Origin of the sequence: Oceanobacillus sp. FSL W7-1281 (genome assembly GCF_037969835.1) — a bacterium.
Taxonomy (GTDB): Bacteria; Bacillota; Bacilli; order Bacillales; family Amphibacillaceae; genus Oceanobacillus; species Oceanobacillus oncorhynchi.
Genome location: NZ_CP150214.1, coordinates 1 through 18,236, shown reverse-complemented (window position 1 = coordinate 18,236; position 18,236 = coordinate 1). Strand labels below are relative to the sequence as shown.

Sequence of the window (18,236 nt, the reverse complement as noted above, 5' to 3'; positions counted from 1 at the left end):
GCTTTCCCTCTTCTCTTTTTTAAAGTGCGTGTAAATAATTAGTTCTGAGCATTCGTAATCTCGATAGACCGGTTTCGTGCACCATCGACACATGCTTTGATTATCTTATCAAATTCATTCGCCATTAACTGGTTTAAACCAGCCTCTGTGGTTCCTGCCGGGCTGGTAATATTAACACGGAGCTGTTCCGGGTCTGCGCCGGATGTCTCCAGCATTTTTCCTGCGCCGATTACTGTCTGAGTTAATAACTCTAATGCCGTATCCCGGTCCAATCCTGCTTCGATTGCTGCTTTTTCCATTGCTTCCACCATATAATAGAAAAATGCCGGTCCGCTTCCTGCAATCGCCGTAATCGTATGCATCTGCTCCTCATCGACAATTTTTGTCGTACCCACTGTCTGGAATAGTTCCTCAGCAAAGTAAAGCTGACCGAGTTCGACATTGGTTCCCTTTGAAATAGCAGTAGCTGATTGGCCTATCAATGCAGATGTATTCGGCATGGTTCGAATAACAGGAATACCTTCTCCCAGCGTTTTTTCCATCTGTTCGATAGATAACCCTGCAATCACTGAAATAACCATGTGACGCGGCTGTATATAACTTTTTAGCCAATCCAAATAATCCTTCGCATCCTTAGGCTTCATCGCTAAAATAATAATATCTGCTTTCTCGATCATTTCTTCTTTATCCAGGTCGCATGTCACCCCATACTTTTCAGCAATCAGATCTAACCTTGCTTGATCACTGCGATTCGTCACCAGCACCTGTTCTTTTGTAACGACATTGGTCCTTGTAATACCTGCAATAATCGCCTCTGCTAAATTCCCTGCTCCAAAAAATGCAATTGTTTTTTCCATATATTTTCCTCCTGTGTGTTTCTTCTTTCCTTTGATATTTTATTTCACTGATACCTCAGAGCAATAAAAAAACTGATTATACATCCTTTGTAAAGGACGAAATCAGTATTATTCCGCGGTACCACCTTTGTTGATAAAAGTTATCCACTCACATTGATAATGCAGTTTACTGCAGTCAGCATACACTAACCTACTCCCGGATAGGTTCATCAAGGCATTTACAGAAATCTTACAGCCGCCGGATTTCCTCTCTTTGGTAAATACACATCGATTACTGGCCCGTTCACCGTATTTCTTTATTGAATTGTACTATAAGGCCTTGCCATACTTTTGTCAAGACTGCACCCATCAGAATGGATTGCAGCGTCTTTTTATCTGCGATTCAAAACAAATTTTGCTATACTTATATTGTACATGAATGTAAGCCAGAAAGGAATTTTATCAATGGATGAATCAAAACAGATACACCAGTTAACCGCTGTACGAAAAGAACTGACACGTTTCATGCTCAGCTATAAATTTGGACTGGATGAAATCAATACCAAGCTGAATATCCTTCAGGAAGAATTTGAGCATATTCATGATTATAATCCGATTGAACATTTAAAATCACGTATAAAAACACCTGAAAGTATTTTACGAAAATGCCAGCGAAAAAATATTTCGATCACGCAAAAATCTATCAAGGATCATATCAAGGATATTGCAGGAATCCGGATTGTCTGCTCCTTTATATCCGATATTTATAAAATCAGCGAAATGATCCAAGGTCAGCAGGATATCAAAGTCATTGAAACAAAAGACTATATTAAGCATCCAAAACCAAATGGATATAAAAGCCTGCATCTGATTTTATCCATTCCTGTCTTTTTCTCTGACCGTCAGGAAGAGGTATTTATCGAAATTCAAATCCGTACCGTTGCGATGGATTTCTGGGCGAGCTTAGAGCATAAAATTTATTATAAATACGATGGGGAAGTACCGGCACATCTGGTGGAAGAATTAACAACCAGTGCAAATATCGCAAATCAACTGGATGAAAAGATGGAGTTTCTTCATACGGAAATCAATGAAGCAAAAGAGGACAAACATGCAGAGAGCAAGCTTAACTTTCTGCCCCTTGATAACAAACGTTTCCCGCTGCCAAAGCAGTTATTAGAATCGTTGATGGAGCGAAGAGATAGAGAGTAAACATATAAAAGTATTAGAAAACCCGCAGCTCGAAAGCTGCGGGTTTTTATCTCCAATTTTTTACGGTTGTTTTAAATGGAGGAGGTAGAGGGATTCGAACCCCCGCGCGGTTTGACCCGCCTCTCGGTTTTCAAGACCGACCCCTTCAGCCAGACTTGGGTATACCTCCATGAAATAACGCTAATTTGCTCATTTCCTTGCGAACAAAATATACTATATCATCCTCAAAGATGACTTGTCAATATTTTTCATCAAAAAATAAGAGGCCTCCAAAGATGGAGAACCTCTTACTTAATCATTACTTGCCAATCACTTCAATACCGCCCATATACGGACGCAATACTTCCGGAATTACTACACTTCCATCTTCCTGCTGGCAATTCTCTAAAATAGCCGCTACAGTACGTCCTAACGCAAGACCAGAACCGTTTAACGTATGGACAAATTCCGGTTTTCCATTTGCTTCGCGGCGGAAACGAATTCCGGCACGGCGCGCTTGGAAATCCTCAAAATTAGAGCAAGAAGAAATTTCACGATACGTATGCTGGCTTGGAATCCATACTTCGATATCGTATTTTTTCGCTGCTGTAAAACCTAAATCACCTGTACACATGCTCATCACACGATAAGGGAGTTCTAACAGCTGTAATACTTTTTCCGCTTCCCCTGTCAGTCTTTCTAATGTTTCATAAGAATCTTCCGGTTTCACAAAATTTACAAGCTCCACTTTATTAAATTGATGCTGGCGAATCAAACCGCGTGTGTCTCTTCCGGCAGAGCCTGCTTCAGAGCGGAAGCTGGCACTGAATGCGACATATTTTTTCGGCAATGCCTCTCCTGTTAAAATCTCATCACGGTGATAATTGGTTACAGGCACTTCTGCAGTCGGCACCAGAAAATAATCCCAGTCCTCCAGCTTAAACGCATCCTCTTCAAATTTCGGAAGCTGCCCTGTACCTGTCATGCTCATGCGATTCACAATGTACGGCGGGAGCATTTCCTGATAGTCATGCTTATCCGCATGCAAATCCATCATGAAGTTTAATAATGCGCGCTCCAGTCTCGCTCCTAATCCTTTATAGAAAACAAAACGGCTTCCCGTTACCTTTGCTGCACGTTCAAAGTCCAAAATATCTAAATTTGTCGCAACATCCCAGTGCGGCTGTGCTTCAAATGAAAATTCCGGCACCTCTCCCCATTTACGTGCTTCTACATTATCATCCTCATCTTCACCAACGGGCACGCTCTCATGCGGCAGATTGGGGATAGAAAGCATGATATGCTCCAGGGTTTCTTCAATTTCTTTTAATTCTTTATCATATTTAGAAATTTGATCTCCAACTTCGCGCATAGAAGCAATGGCTTCTTCCGCATCCTTTTTCTCGCGCTTTAAAACAGAAATCTCCTTAGATACTTCATTACGCTTTGCCTTCAATTTTTCTGTCTCTGCAATCAGTTCCCGTCTTCTTACATCGAGCTCGGCAAATTTGTCTAAATCGCCAAGGTCTTCTCCGCGGTGTGCTAATCTTTGCTTCACTTCATCAAAGTTATTTCGTACATATTTCATATCTAACATACTGATTACCTCCTATATTTTTAATGTCTTTAAAACCATAAAAAAACTCCCATCCCTTATGTAGAAAGGGACGAGAGTATATTTCCCGCGTTGCCACCCTAGTTAAAGAATCTATACAGACAGATTCTTCCGGCTTTATATACGAATAACGTCGTATCTCCGTGCTTACTTACGTGACTAGCTCACTTCGATAAGCATGCTCCAGGATGGATTCACTGTATTCTAACGCTAATTTGCACCAGATATTAGCTCTCTATAGATAGAATCAAACAGCTACTGCTTCCTATCAACGCTTTATTATTTCAATGAATGATTGTATATCATCATAAGCTATTTCCAATCAGGTTGCAAGACTTCCTGCAAAAATTAGCTGAAAAGTCCCTTCACCCAATTAAATGCACCCTGGAACATGTTTACAAAGAAATCACCGATGGATTGTAACGTAAGCATAAACCAATTTGCTTTTTCAACGGAATCCATTGCAACTAAATCATAGCTTTCCTGACTTGCTTCATCCGAAATATATCCAAAATCTTCTTCTTCTCCATCATAGACAACGGTAACTGTTCCGATAACTTCATCTGCTTCTACTGGAGCTTCTAGCTCTCCATTATCATTCAATCTGTCTTCATCAATTGTATATTCTAAATGATACAAATCTTCCTCACCAGATTTGATGGGAACATGAATCCCTTCATTGATGCCAATATTTACTTCTTTTTCTTTTCCTCTTGCAACAGGAGCTGTTTCATTACCTTCTTCTTGATATCCTGCCGGGAATAATTCTTGTGTTTCAAATTGATCAAAACCATAATCAAACAGCTTTGCAGTCTCATTAAAACGGGCATCTTCACTGTCTGTTTTCATAACCACACTGATAAGACGTCGTCCATCACGTTCTGCTGTTCCTGTGAAAGCATAACCGGCAACCGTTGTAAAACCAGTTTTTAAACCATCTACACCTTCATAGTAATGCTGCTGTAAATAATCTGCATCATGATCCAGCATGTAATTCCAGTTACGGATCTCCTGATCATCAAATTCCGTATTTGGCACACTGGAAATTTCTAATGCTTCCGGATAATCATTAACTAATGCAGAGCCTAAAATTGCTGCTGAGCGGGCCGATAATAAGTTTGTATCGTTAGGGCTTGTTCCTTCTGGATAATTATCCCCCAGACTCTCATTATCTAATCCGCTGGAATTAACAAATTTATATTCCGGCATCCCCAGCTCTTCTGCCTTTGCATTCATCATTTCAACAAATTCACTTTCTGAACCTGCAATTAACTCCGCAAGTGCAATTGTTGTCGCATTATCTGAATTGATTGCCATTGCTTTATATAAATCTTCTACTGTGTAATCTTGCTGTTGTCTTAATCCAACTCCTGAAAAATCATCATTGCTGGATATTTCATATGCATAATCACTAATTTGTGTTGTTGTATCCCAGGAAATATCTCCGTTTTCAACTGCTTCCCAAACGAGATATTCTGTCATTATTTTCGTCATGCTAGCAGGAGGCAATGCCACATCCGGGTCCTTTGCAAATAATACTTTCCCCGTTTCTGCATCCACTAAAATAGCCGATTCCGCTTCTATATCTAATCCATCTGCATACACAGACATGGATGGTGTAACAAAAGATGTTAAAACAAGCGCTGCTGCAACCACCAAAAGAAACAATTTTTTCATAGACTTTCTCACATTTCCGTACCTCCGTTTAATAATATAGCCATCAACATACGTTCTATGTATTCTGCTGAGCACGCTTCACATTTTACCATAAAAATTCATAAAAAAATAGATGGAGCAACATCCTCCATCTATTTTTTTTACGACCGTATGACACAAATTTGTCATCAACTAAATTACTTGAGCATCCTCTTTTTTACTGCATAAAATAGTTCGGTGCTTCTTTCGTAATCTGTACATCATGCGGATGGCTTTCCTTCAATCCAGCCCCTGTAATCCGGATAAAACGAGAATCATTTCTTAAGCTCTCCAGATTTTTTGTTCCGCAATATCCCATGCCGGAGCGTAAACCGCCTGCCAGCTGATGGAAGGTATCTCCCAACGAGCCTTTATACGCAATACGTCCTTCAATGCCTTCTGGAACAAGCTTTTTATTCTCTGATTCACTTTGGAAATAACGGTCTTTGGAGCCTGCTTGCATTGCTCCGACAGAACCCATGCCGCGATATACTTTATATTGACGTCCTTGGAAAATTTCTGTTTCTCCAGGGCTTTCCTTTGTTCCGGCAAAAATACTTCCCAGCATCACAGCATGTGCACCTGATGCCAAGGCCTTCACAATATCGCCGGAGTATTTGATTCCGCCGTCTGCAATAACGGGTACGCCATATTCTTTTGCTGCTGTTGCGCAGTCATAAACTGCTGTGATTTGCGGTACACCGACCCCTGCTACTACTCTTGTGGTACAGATGGACCCCGGTCCAATACCTACTTTGACAACAGAAGCTCCTGCTTCAATTAAAGCTCTTGTCCCATCTTCTGTGGCAACATTTCCTGCAATAATTGTCAAATCAGGGTAAGTTTCGCGAATGTGTTTTAATTGATCGAGAACACCTTTAGAATGGCCATGTGCGGTGTCGATCACAATGGCATCAACACCGACATCCACTAATTTTTCAATCCGCTTCATCGCGTCGCCTGTCACACCGACTGCAGCTGCTGCAATCAACCGTCCTTGTGCATCTTTTGCTGCATTTGGGAATTCAATGACCTTTTCAATATCTTTAATCGTAATTAACCCTTTAAGAATTCCCTGATTATCAACAAGAGGCAGTTTTTCAATTTTATATTTCTGCAGAAGCTTCTCTGCTTCATCCAGTGTTGTTCCCACTGGCGCTGTCACTAATTCCTCTGTGGTCATCACTTCCGAAATCAAAATGGAATAATCTTCAATAAAACGTAAATCACGATTGGTTAAAATACCGACGAGCTTTTGTTCCTCAATATTATTTACAATGGGAACTCCTGAAATGCGGTATTTTCCCATTAAATGTTCCGCATCATAAACCTGATGCTCCGGAGTTAAGAAGAATGGGTTCGTGATTACGCCGCTTTCTGAGCGTTTCACACGGTCTACTTCCTCTGCCTGCTGTTCAATAGACATATTCTTATGAATGACTCCAAACCCGCCTTGACGCGCCATCGCAATTGCCATTTCTGCTTCTGTTACAGTATCCATTCCAGCACTGATAAATGGGGATTTCAATTTTAAATTTGATGTTAAATCAACACTCAGATCCACCTGGTTTGGTAAAACATCTGATTCTGCCGGAACAAGCAATACATCATCAAATGTCAAACCTTCTTTTGCAAATTTGTCTTCTCTCATTGCTAGCTCATCCTCCAATCATTGAATTCGCAACCTCAATTCACTTCATTTACGGGTATTATACAGTTTTCAAGGTATATCCTTATCAAATATCGGAGAAACTGCTTAAAAAATACCAACCTTTGTGAAAGTAGCAGCAAATATCTATTTTTACTTACATTACGCTTTTTTTCATGCTTTTTCAAGCACCCTACATATAGAAAAAATAGAGGATAGATTCAAAATATTTAAATAGTTATGGAGCTGTAGAAATGATGCATGTTGAAGATTTATATCCATTTTTAACCACTCAGGAAAATGCACAAAATTACCTGAAGAAAAGTTACTCATTTCTTCGTGAAGCTCAGGCAAAAAGCTATCAAAACAGCTCTGCTTTTATCCATTATATCCATAATGGAACATGCTTTATGGAATCAAGCAGGCAAAGCAATGTGCTGGTTCAGCCTGTTCTGTCTTTTTATGGAATGACACATCTTTTAAAAGGTTGGCTGCTGTCAAAGCGCCCTGATTATCCGGAAACAACAGCTGTTCTTGCGCATGGACTGACTGCCCGGAAAAGAAAACGCAAGGATTATCGATTTATTGAGGATGAGGTCAAATTACAGCAAAAGGGGTTATTTCCATATGTAAGCCGCCATTTATTTTCTCTCTATCCCTTTCCATTAGAACGTGTTTCGATGCGCCTGTTATTAGCTTCTATTCCAGAATTAAGCAATATTTGGCAGTTTTATCAGGAAGATACGATGATTATTATTGGAAATAAAAACAGTAAGCTGCTTCGTTTTCCCAATCGGATTTTAGATGGGTTTTATTTAAAAGAAGATACCTTTGTCGAGCGTATTCGGGCATTTTTGCCTCCTATCGAGGATATACAGCAAAAAAAGGAGGAATTACAGCTTTATCTGACAGAACCCGTTACAGATTGGAATGGTCCGTTTCGTTATCACTTGCATAATGAGTGTATTTATTTTCCAGCGAATCGGGCCAACTATTTTCCTTATTCTGAAATCCTGGTACATTATCTGCTGTTATTTAATTTGAGCATGATTTGCCGTTATGAAACAGAATGGTGGGGCGAGCTGATACAAATGAAAGCAGACCGGGAATATCCGCTTATCCAACAATTTTTAACCATCACCCAGCAAAAAACACCAGCGCTTATCGGCCAGCATTTACTACAGAATTTCAAATAATGAAGCTATTTAAGTAGAAACAAAAACAACAGGCGAGTTATGATGACTCATAGCTCGCCTGTTGTTTTATATCATCTTTCCACATTTCATTGTTTTGTCTATTCCTCGTTATTATCGTCTGCACCATCATTTACATCGCTATTTTCCTCAGATGCTTCGATTTCCTCTGCAACTTCCTCTTCTTCTTTCTCAATCCGTGCTACTGTTGCAACTTCTTCGTCATCCTGCAGACGAATCAAGTGTACCCCTTTGGTATTTCTTCCAGTTTGTGAAATATCGGATACTTGCATTCGGATCAGCACGCCGCCGGCAGTAATAACCATTAAGTCTTCGTCGCCCTGGATGGCTTTTACATCGACTACATGTCCTGTTTTTTCATCCAGCTTACACGTAAATACACCTTTACCGCCACGATTGATACGGCGATATTCATCTTCTGGTGTCTGCTTTCCAAATCCTTTGCTGGTTACATGAAGAATTTTAGAACCTTCATCCATAATTTCCATAGAAACGACTTCATCATCCTCACGCAGAGAAATGCCTTTTACTCCTGCTGCGGTTCTGCCCATTGGACGCATTTGTTCTTCTTCAAAACGAATCAGATAGCCATTTTTCGTAGCAATCATAATTTCTTTTTCGCCATCTGTCATGCGGACAGAAATCAGCTCATCCTCTTCCCGAAGATTTACAGCAATCAGGCCGCCTTTACGGATGTTTTTGAATTTTTCAAGGGATGTACGTTTTGCAACCCCATGCTTCGTTGTAAAGAATAAGAAGTGATCTTCATCAAACTCAGATACAGAGATAACAGCGTTCACCCATTCTCCTTTTTCTACTTGAAGCAGGTTAATAATCGGAATCCCTTTAGCCGTCCGGCTGAACTCCGGTACTTCGTAACCCTTTGTTTTATATACCTTCCCTTTATTCGTAAAGAAAAGAACTGTATCATGTGTTGATGTGGATACAAGGTGTTCTACAAAGTCATCCTCATTGGTTCCCATGCCCTGGATACCTCGTCCGCCGCGGCGCTGCGTACGGTAAGTAGAAGCAGGCAAGCGTTTAATATAGCCCTGGTGGGTCAATGTAATAACGATATTCTCTTCCGGAATCAAATCTTCATCTTCAAAGAAGCCCGCTCCGCCGGCAACGATTTCTGTACGGCGTTCATCACGGAACTTCTCTTTGATTTCCGTCAGCTCTTCACGAATGATTTCCAATACTTTCTCTTCATCCGCTAAAATAGCTTTTAATTCAGCAATCAATGCCTGCAGCTCTTTGTATTCTTCTTCAATTTTTTCGCGTTCTAATCCTGTTAAACGCTGCAAACGCATATCAAGAATAGCTTGGGCTTGTTTCTCGGATAACTCGTAACGTTCCATTAAGCCTTCTCTTGCAATATCTGCTGTTTTTGAATTACGGATTAAAGAAATAACCTCATCCAAATGATCGAGTGCAACACGCAAGCCTTCTAAAATATGTGCGCGTGCTTCTGCTTTATTTAATTCAAAAGCTGTACGACGCTTGATAATTACTTTTTGGTGGTCTAAATAATGCATCAGACATTGCTTGACATTTAAGACATGCGGGCGTCCATCCACCAGTGCAAGCATATTGATACCAAATGTCGTTTGCAGGGACGTATGCTTATATAAATTATTCAAAACCACATTCGCATTTGCATCTCTTCTAAGCTCCATAACAACCCGCATGCCATTACGGTCTGATTCGTCACGAAGATCGGTAATGCCATCAATTTTCTTATCACGGACCAGCTCGGCTATTTTTTCAATCAGCTTGGCTTTGTTTACCTGATAAGGAAGCTCTGTCACAATAATGGTTTCTTTGTCATTTTTGCCTTGCTCAATATTGATTTTTGCCCGGATGGTAATGGATCCTTTTCCTGTTTCATACGCTTTGCGGATACCGCTTCTGCCTAAGATTTGCCCTGCAGTAGGGAAATCTGGTCCAGGAAGATATTTTTCCATAATTTCATCGACAGTTAAATCAGGGTCTTTACTGATTGCCAGGACAGCATCAATTGTCTCTCCAAGATGATGCGGCGGAATATTGGTGGCCATACCAACCGCAATCCCGGAAGTTCCATTGACAAGTAAATTCGGAAAACGTGCCGGAAATACAACCGGCTCGCGTTCGGCTCCGTCATAGTTATCCTGATAATCAATCGTGTCTTTATTAATGTCGCGAAGCAGCTCCATGGAAATCTTAGACATACGTGCTTCTGTATAACGCATCGCTGCTGCTGAATCGCCATCGACCGAACCAAAGTTACCGTGTCCATCGACAAGCATATATCGGTAACTGAAATCCTGTGCCATTCTTACCATCGTTTCATAAACAGCTGAGTCACCGTGCGGATGGTACTTACCAATAACCTCTCCGACGATACGTGCTGATTTTTTAAATGCTTTGTCAGAGTGCATTCCTAAATCATTCATTGCGTAAAGGATACGGCGATGTACGGGCTTCATTCCATCACGGACATCTGGCAATGCTCTTGCCACAATAACGCTCATTGCATAATCCAAGAAGGATGTGCGCATCTCTTTACTTATATTTATTTCCTGGACACTCGGACGATTTTCCTCTGCCATAGTCTAATAACCTCCCAATCACCATTGTGTTAGTGATTCCTTGAATCTTTCATTATCAGTTGAATTGCATTTCAATATGCATAAAATATAAACAGCTCAAGTAGCAGCCGCTACAGAAATACACTACGCTTTCCTGTGGGCTTGCGCTCAGCCTCCTCGAAAAAGAAGACCGCTTTTTCTGCGGGGTCTTCGGTGGGACTGCGATTACTCGCCCCACCGAAGACCACTGCGCTTTCCCACGGGAGTCTCCGTGTATTTCTTCCGCTAGTTATAGTGTATAATCACCATTCAATCTTGTTATAAAAAACGCAAGCATGTAATTTAATCGTTTTAATTATATCTGACAAGAAAGGGATAGAAGTATTTCTATCCGCTTTGTTGTCTTTATTAAAAGGATGTAATACTTAAATATCTAAGTTTTGTACGTATTGGGCATTTTCTTCGATAAAGTTGCGTCGTGGTTCTACTTTATCGCCCATCAGCATATCGAAAACCTGGTCTGCGTCGATTGCGTCGCTGAGTTCAACCTGCAGCAGTGTACGGGATTCTGGGTTCATTGTGGTATCCCATAGCTGATCTGCATTCATTTCTCCTAACCCTTTATAACGCTGAATACCTGGTTTTGGTGCTTTTGGAATCTCTTCCAGAAGCGCATCCAGTCCTTTATCAGAATAAACATAGTGAACAGACTTTCCTTGTTTGATCTGATAAAGTGGCGGCTGGGCAATATAAATATACCCATGCTCAATCAACGGACGCATATATCGGTAGAAAAAGGTTAATAATAACGTTCTGATGTGAGCTCCATCTACATCGGCATCTGTCATAATGACTACTTTTTGGTAGCGTGCCTTTGTAATATCAAACTCTTCGCCGATACCGGTTCCTAATGCCGTAATCATAGCTCGTACTTCATTATTTGATAAAATTCGATCTAAGCGCGCTTTTTCGACATTCAGGATTTTCCCGCGCAATGGCAGGATAGCCTGATAATGACGGTCTCTTCCTGATTTTGCAGAACCGCCGGCAGAGTCACCCTCTACGATATACAGTTCACTCAAAGAGGCATCTTTAGAAGAACAATCAGCAAGCTTGCCCGGCAGACTTGTTACATCCAATGCACTTTTACGACGGGTCAGCTCTCTTGCTTTTTTCGCTGCCAGGCGTGCTCTGGACGCCATAAGCCCTTTATCAACAACGATTTTAGCAATTGTCGGATTTTCATAAAGAAATTTAGAAAAGGACTCTGAAAATACACCGTCTGTAATGGCTCGTACTTCACTATTACCAAGTTTTGTTTTTGTCTGCCCTTCAAATTGCGGGTCTGGATGCTTCACAGAAACAATCGCTGTCAGCCCTTCGCGGACATCCTCTCCAGACAGGTTGGCTTCACTATCTTTTAATAAGCTGTTCTTTTTCGCATAATCGTTGATAGCACGTGTCAAACCGGAACGGAAACCAACTTCATGTGTACCGCCCTCGTACGTATGGATATTATTTGCAAAAGAATATAAGCTCGTTGCAAAACCATCGTTATACTGAATAGCAATTTCCACGGCTATTCCCTGATCTTCGCCTTCTGCAAAGAAAGGTTCATGCAATACTTCTTTATTTTTATTAATGAATTCAACATAAGAGCTGATTCCGCCCTCATAGTAGTAAGATGCCGGCTCTTTTCCAGACCGTTTGTCTTCAATCGAGATACGCAATCCTTTGTTTAAAAAGGCAAGCTCTCTCAGACGCTGTTCTAATGTTTCATAGTTATATTCAGTAGTTTCTGTAAAAATTTCTTCATCCGGTATAAAATGGGTGACTGTTCCTGTAATATCTGTTTCGCCAATTACGGTAATTTCACCCTGAGGTACACCTTTTTTAAACGAGAGGTAATGAATTTTTCCATCCCGGTGGACAGATACCTCCAATTTACTAGAAAGAGCATTTACAACAGATGCACCTACACCATGAAGTCCGCCGGAAACCTTATATCCGCCGCCGCCGAATTTACCGCCGGCATGAAGAACCGTCATAATTACTTCCAAAGCTGGACGGCCTGTTTTCTTTTGAATATCAACAGGAATCCCCCGGCCATTATCTATTACAGTAATACTGTTATCTTCTTCAATAATGACTTCAATATGATCACAATAACCTGCCAGTGCTTCATCGATACTGTTATCCACTATCTCCCAGACAAGGTGATGTAATCCTTTTTCACTGGTGGAGCCAATATACATTCCCGGTCTTTTCCGAACTGCCTCAAGACCTTCAAGTACTTGTATCTGATCAGCATCATAGGCTTGGTTTTCTGTAATTTTGTCTTCCATCGACATCTTCTCACACTCATTTCTATATGAATTACAATCCATCCATTTGTATATATTAAAAAGAGAAGGCTCTGCATTTTCCTCAGCAGAAATCTCTTGATTTTGTTATCTCAGGCTTATTCTTCATAATAATCATCTAGATTACTGATTGTAGTTAAAATACCTGACCGTTTTCTTAAAGTAGTTACAGATAAAGAACTGAAAAAAATATGATCTGCAGTAACCACAATGGATTTGGCCTTTTTTTCAGGACCGGAAACTTTGTTTTGCTGCTTCCATTCCTGTATCATTTGATACATTCCTGATGCATTGGTATATAAATCGTAATCAATAATCGCAACGATTTCCCGAGACCGGATAACATTGTCATTGCCAATGTGAATGAACACGATCAATCGCTTCCTTTCTTCATTAAACCAGACTTTTTTCCATCCTCAGGGGGATATTTTGTATAAAGAATAAACGCTCTTAAGTGCCAAAAAATGCAATACCCTGGAAACTTTTTGTACATCCTCTTTTTACAGCTGGAAATTATGACTCTTCTTTATTGGTCGCAACTCCCTGATGAACATAAAATAACTCAGCATTTTTTAGCGTTTCATGGTGAATCCCGTCTACATTTGTGGTGGACACAAATGTCTGCACCTTTCCCTGAATGGTATTTAATAAATGCGACTGGCGATAATCATCCAGTTCACTTAACACGTCATCCAGTAAAAGAATCGGATATTCGCCTACTTCCTGATAAATCAATTCAATCTCAGCCAGTTTAATCGACAATGCGGTTGTCCGCTGCTGTCCCTGAGAACCATATGTTTGTACATCTTTGCCATTTACTAAGAAGATAAGGTCATCCCGGTGCGGACCAATCAGCGTGGTGCCGCGCTCTATTTCTTTTTCACGGACATCCTTGAAGGAATCTTGGTAGATAGTAGCTATTTTCTCCTTATCTGCCTCTTCTGATACCTTTATTGTCGCGTCATATTGAATTTCTAAGTTTTCTAGATTGCGGCTGATGCCTTCATGAATCGGTCCTGCCCACTTTCTTAACAAATCAAGATAGACAAATCTTCTCTCCAACAAAAAAGAAGCATGCTCAACCAGTTGGTCTGTTAATACATCCAACATCGTTTCATCAGCAGAGCTCCTGCGCTGCAGCTGCTTTAATAAATGGTTTCTTTGCTTTAGTATTTTTTGATATTGAGATAAATGGTATATATAGGTTGGCTGGATTTGGCCTAACTCCATATCCATAAAACGCCGGCGAATCTGCGGAGCACCTTTTACAATGGTTAAATCCTCCGGTGCAAACATAACCACATTAACCGCACCAATATAGTCACTTAACCGGTGCTGCTCCAAATGATTTACTTTTGCTTTTTTTCCTTTGGATGAAATGGAGATTTGCAGGGGAATCGATTGATTTCTTTTTGTAATCCTGCCCTCTATTGTAGCATAATCTGAATCCCAGCGTATGAGCTCTTTTTCCCGCATGGTCCGGTGAGAACGGGTAAAAGAGAGCACATAAATAGCTTCCATCAGATTCGTTTTCCCTTGAGCATTCTCACCAATGATGACATTTACTTTATCATCAAATGTAATATCCAATGTTTCATAGTTGCGGTAATTGGTTAATTTTAACTGTTCAATATGCATGTTTTAATCCTCTTTAAGAATGATAAATGATCCTACCTCATCAATTTCAAGGACATCTTCGGGATATAATTTTCTTCCGCGGCGATGTTCACGTTCCCCATTTACCACAGCACCTATATCTTGAAGATATGCTTTGACCATTCCGCCAGAATCTAAAAAGTTAATCAGCTTGATGCATTGCCCAAGCGTAATGTATTCCGTATCTATTTTTATCTGTTCATGCATGGATATCACCAAATACTTTCTATTTGTTTTATCTGCCTTTATTTTGTCCAAAGACAAATACGATTATTTTTTCCTCTATTATCTATTTTACTAAAGATTGATTAAAAAAGGAAGAATAGGCCTCAAATAATTACAAAAAGATGCATTACAGAGCTTTTAAGACATTTTTAATGGGGGAATTCTTATTTTCCTAATCTCTTCTTAGAGCGCGTTTTCTGTTGTTTTTTAAAAGGGGTTGTCAAAAAAATGCGGTTTTCTTTTTCATTATCGATTCTGATCCAAAAGAAAAAGCTCTTTCTTCCACAAAAGAGCTTTTAAATGATCAGGTATAACTTTTACTTATCATCCAGTTAGAATGCTTTTTTTAACGCGTAATGCGTAAAAAAAATTAATAGGTTCTTACCGGTAAAATAAGCTGCAGGATGGAATCATTTTCTACCGGGCAAATGATAAATGGACGCATTGCTCCAGTAAATTCTATCACTACTTCATCATATTCAATCGCTTTTAGCGCATCGATCATATATTTTGAACTGAAGGATATCTTTAAATTCTCTCCGTTAATCTGATCAGCTGTGACTTCTTCTTCAACATTTCCGATTTCTGGAGAGTTACTTGAAATCTGGATAACCCCGTCATCATTGCTGGTAAATTTAACAACATTATTTCTTTCTTCTTTTGCTAATAAAGAAGCGCGTTCGATTGATCTTAACAGCGGTGTTGTTTTTATTTGGATCGTTGTTTTACTGTGATCCGGAATCAATCTTGATGTTTCTGGATAATTCCCGTCCAATAATCGGGATAAGAAATTTAAATGCTTCGTACGGAAAAGAATTTGGTTATTCGTTACACTGATTTCTACCGTTTCCTCTGAATCATTTAAAATTTTATAGAGTTCATTGAGACTTTTTCCAGGAACAACAACCTGCTCTATCGAGACATTCGTTCCTGTTACTGGAACCTCTCTTTTGGCCAGTCGGTGGCTGTCGGTGGCTGTAAATACAAGTTTTTGATCCTCCAGCTTGATATTTACTCCGGTTAAAATTGGTCTGGTTTCCATCGTAGACACAGCAAAAACAGTCTGTTTGATCATACTTTTTAATAAGTCAATCGGCATTTCAAAGCTATTTTCTGTTTCTACTTGCGGAAGGTGCGGATATTCATCGGCACTCTGTCCATTTAAATTAAATTCTGATTTTCCGGAAGTAATTTTGACATTAAACTGCTCATCAACAACTATATCTACTTGTGCTTCCGGGAGCTTGCGGACAATTTCAGGAAAATATTTAGCCTGCAATACAATGGTTCCATCTTCTATATTTTCAACATATACTTTATCTTCATCTTCTGCAGGAATATAAGATTCAATAGAAATATCTGAATCACTTCCGGTTAATGTCACTCCGTGTTGTCTCACTTCTATCTTCATTCCAGTCAATATCGGAATAACTGTTCTGGAAGAGATTGCTTTCATAACATCCTGCACACTGGCAATCAGTTTATCTCTTTGTATTGTAAAACGCATGTTTATATCCTCCTCAGGTTTTAAGAAAAGTTTTACAGCAACGATTTCTTAAATTCTTTTAAAAATCAATAAAAAAGGGTTCTATATATTTATTAATTATAATATAAAACCAGTAATAACAGTAATAAGTGTTGTGGTTACTGTGGATAAGTGAAATTAGCGTGAAAACATCAAAGTTTTCCACATGTGCATAACCTGTTCATAAGTGATTCGCTTTTTTCACAGCATACACAGCTGCTTCCTCTGCATAATTAAAAAGCAGGAGGACAACAAAGGCAATCCTGTTTCTATTTAGGTTTGCCTTTGTTGTGTTTTCTCTATAGGTGGATGCTCAAAAACTCCAATAAAAACGCATTTTTTGAACAGGTATTATAAGGATTTAAGTTTTTCTTTTAATTCTTCAATATCCCGATCGAGCTCTGTATCTGTTTCAAGTAGCTTCGAAATTTTTTCATGGGCGTGAATGACGGTCGTATGATCTCTTCCGCCAAATTCCTGGCCAATTTTAGGCAGGGATGAGTCCGTAAGCTCCCGTGACAAATACATTGCAATCTGTCTTGGAAAGGCAATCGATTTGGTACGTTTTTTAGCAGGAAAATCTTCCAGACGGATATGATACCGGTCTGCGACAACCTCTTGAATCGCAGGAATGGTAATTTCTTTTGGTTTATTACTTGGAATAATATCCTTTAATGCGTTTGCTGCCAACGATGCGTCAATGTCTTGATTGACTAAAGAAGAATAGGCAACAACACGTATCAGCGCACCCTCCAGCTCCCGGATATTTGTATTGATTTGATTAGCAATATAGAGCATAACCTCATTTGGAATATCTAAACCTTCTGCTTTTGCCTTTTTATTTAAAATAGCAATTCTTGTTTCTAAATCAGGAGGTGTGATATCGGTAATCAGACCCCATTCAAAGCGTGAACGCAAACGATCCTCTAATGTAGGAATTTCTTTTGGCGGACGGTCACTGGAAATAATAATTTGCTTGCTTTCTTCATGCAGCGCATTAAATGTATGGAAAAATTCTTCCTGTGTGGATTCTTTTCCAGCAATAAATTGAATATCATCAATAAGAAGGACATCAATATTGCGATATTTATTACGGAAATGATTCGATTTATTATCCATAATGGCATTGATAAATTCATTCGTAAATTTTTCAGAAGTCAGGTAAACCACTTTCGCATCTTTATTATGTTCTCTTACATAATGGCCAATTGCATGCATTAAATGTGTTTTTCCTAAACCGACGCCGCCATAAATAAATAAGGGATTGTACGCTTTAGCAGGAGCTTCCGCTACAGCTAGCGATGCTGCGTGTGCAAAGCGATTTCCGGCGCCGATAACAAATGTATCAAATGTATATTTATCATTAAGCATTGACTTGGGGGAATCCGTTGTTTTTGCATCGATATTCGGTTTTGGCATGGGTTTTTGATCGGACGGCTCTTCCACAGAATCAGGAATAATAAATTTTGCATTCAGACTTGTCCCAGTGGTTTTTTCCAATGTTTGCGTAATTAGATCCGTATACTGTGTCTCCAGCCAGTCCTTTGTAAATTCATTTGGAGCAGAGATAACTAATGTATTTTTTTCTAAGTGAAGGGCTTTTGTATTCTTCAGCCAGGTGTCAAAGCTCGGCTTACTTAATTTCTCTTTAATAATGTCCAATGTGGCATCCCAAAGTTCTTCAATATTTTCCAA

13 protein-coding genes, 1 tRNA gene and 2 other annotated features are annotated in these 18,236 nt (G+C 39.7%); of the genes, 2 read left to right on the top strand and 12 right to left on the bottom strand.

Annotated features, from left to right (window positions below):
• Positions 1–38: 38 nt before the first annotated feature.
• Entirely contained in the window at positions 39–857 is an 819-nt protein-coding gene (proC, locus tag MKX55_RS00070; protein ID WP_193063780.1) for a pyrroline-5-carboxylate reductase, read from the bottom strand.
• Positions 858–946: 89 nt separating this feature from the next.
• Positions 947–1,153 (bottom strand) — a binding site (T-box leader).
• A 148-nt stretch (positions 1,154–1,301) separates the two neighbouring features.
• On the opposite strand from proC, the gene MKX55_RS00065 reads away from it, so the two are divergent.
• Entirely contained in the window at positions 1,302–2,048 is a 747-nt protein-coding gene (locus MKX55_RS00065; protein ID WP_339181241.1) for a GTP pyrophosphokinase family protein, read from the top strand.
• A gap of 76 nt (positions 2,049–2,124) precedes the next feature.
• Here MKX55_RS00065 and MKX55_RS00060 read toward each other — a convergent pair.
• From MKX55_RS00060 to guaB, 4 genes are all read right to left on the bottom strand, one after another.
• Positions 2,125–2,217, bottom strand: a tRNA-Ser gene (locus tag MKX55_RS00060).
• 129 nt (positions 2,218–2,346) lie between these two features.
• Positions 2,347–3,624 (bottom strand): serine--tRNA ligase, encoded by a 1,278-nt coding sequence (gene serS, locus MKX55_RS00055; RefSeq protein WP_339235280.1) that lies wholly within the window; start codon positions 3,622–3,624, stop codon positions 2,347–2,349.
• Between the two features lie 63 nt (positions 3,625–3,687).
• Positions 3,688–3,923 (bottom strand) — a binding site (T-box leader).
• A gap of 67 nt (positions 3,924–3,990) precedes the next feature.
• Positions 3,991–5,331, bottom strand: a complete 1,341-nt coding sequence (locus MKX55_RS00050; protein ID WP_339235277.1) for a D-alanyl-D-alanine carboxypeptidase family protein — start codon at positions 5,329–5,331, stop codon at positions 3,991–3,993.
• 184 nt (positions 5,332–5,515) lie between these two features.
• Positions 5,516–6,988 carry an IMP dehydrogenase gene (gene guaB, locus MKX55_RS00045; protein ID WP_339181233.1) on the bottom strand — a complete coding sequence of 491 codons (1,473 nt, stop codon included), beginning with the start codon at positions 6,986–6,988 and terminating at the stop codon, positions 5,516–5,518.
• A gap of 251 nt (positions 6,989–7,239) precedes the next feature.
• Between guaB and MKX55_RS00040 the strand changes: the two genes are divergently transcribed.
• A complete protein-coding gene (locus tag MKX55_RS00040) occupies positions 7,240–8,181 on the top strand; it encodes a YaaC family protein (RefSeq protein ID WP_339235275.1) in 942 nt (313 codons plus the stop codon).
• Positions 8,182–8,279: 98 nt separating this feature from the next.
• On the opposite strand, the gene gyrA is transcribed toward MKX55_RS00040, so the two are convergent.
• From gyrA to dnaA, 7 genes are all read right to left on the bottom strand, one after another.
• Entirely contained in the window at positions 8,280–10,793 is a 2,514-nt protein-coding gene (gene gyrA, locus MKX55_RS00035) for a DNA gyrase subunit A (protein WP_339181229.1), read from the bottom strand.
• Between the two features lie 404 nt (positions 10,794–11,197).
• Positions 11,198–13,123 carry a DNA topoisomerase (ATP-hydrolyzing) subunit B gene (gyrB, locus tag MKX55_RS00030; protein WP_339235272.1) on the bottom strand — a complete coding sequence of 642 codons (1,926 nt, stop codon included), beginning with the start codon at positions 13,121–13,123 and terminating at the stop codon, positions 11,198–11,200.
• A gap of 110 nt (positions 13,124–13,233) precedes the next feature.
• Positions 13,234–13,506 (bottom strand): DUF370 domain-containing protein, encoded by a 273-nt coding sequence (locus MKX55_RS00025; RefSeq protein ID WP_212929179.1) that lies wholly within the window; start codon positions 13,504–13,506, stop codon positions 13,234–13,236.
• Positions 13,507–13,648: 142 nt separating this feature from the next.
• Positions 13,649–14,773 (bottom strand): DNA replication/repair protein RecF, encoded by a 1,125-nt coding sequence (gene recF, locus MKX55_RS00020; protein ID WP_339235268.1) that lies wholly within the window; start codon positions 14,771–14,773, stop codon positions 13,649–13,651.
• 3 nt (positions 14,774–14,776) lie between these two features.
• Entirely contained in the window at positions 14,777–14,998 is a 222-nt protein-coding gene (yaaA, locus tag MKX55_RS00015) for a S4 domain-containing protein YaaA (RefSeq protein WP_339181223.1), read from the bottom strand.
• A gap of 388 nt (positions 14,999–15,386) precedes the next feature.
• On the bottom strand, positions 15,387–16,523 hold the full coding sequence (gene dnaN / locus MKX55_RS00010) for a DNA polymerase III subunit beta (protein WP_339181221.1): 1,137 nt from the start codon (positions 16,521–16,523) through the stop codon (positions 15,387–15,389).
• Positions 16,524–16,892: 369 nt separating this feature from the next.
• Positions 16,893–18,236 (bottom strand): chromosomal replication initiator protein DnaA, encoded by a 1,344-nt coding sequence (dnaA, locus tag MKX55_RS00005; protein WP_042528650.1) that lies wholly within the window; start codon positions 18,234–18,236, stop codon positions 16,893–16,895.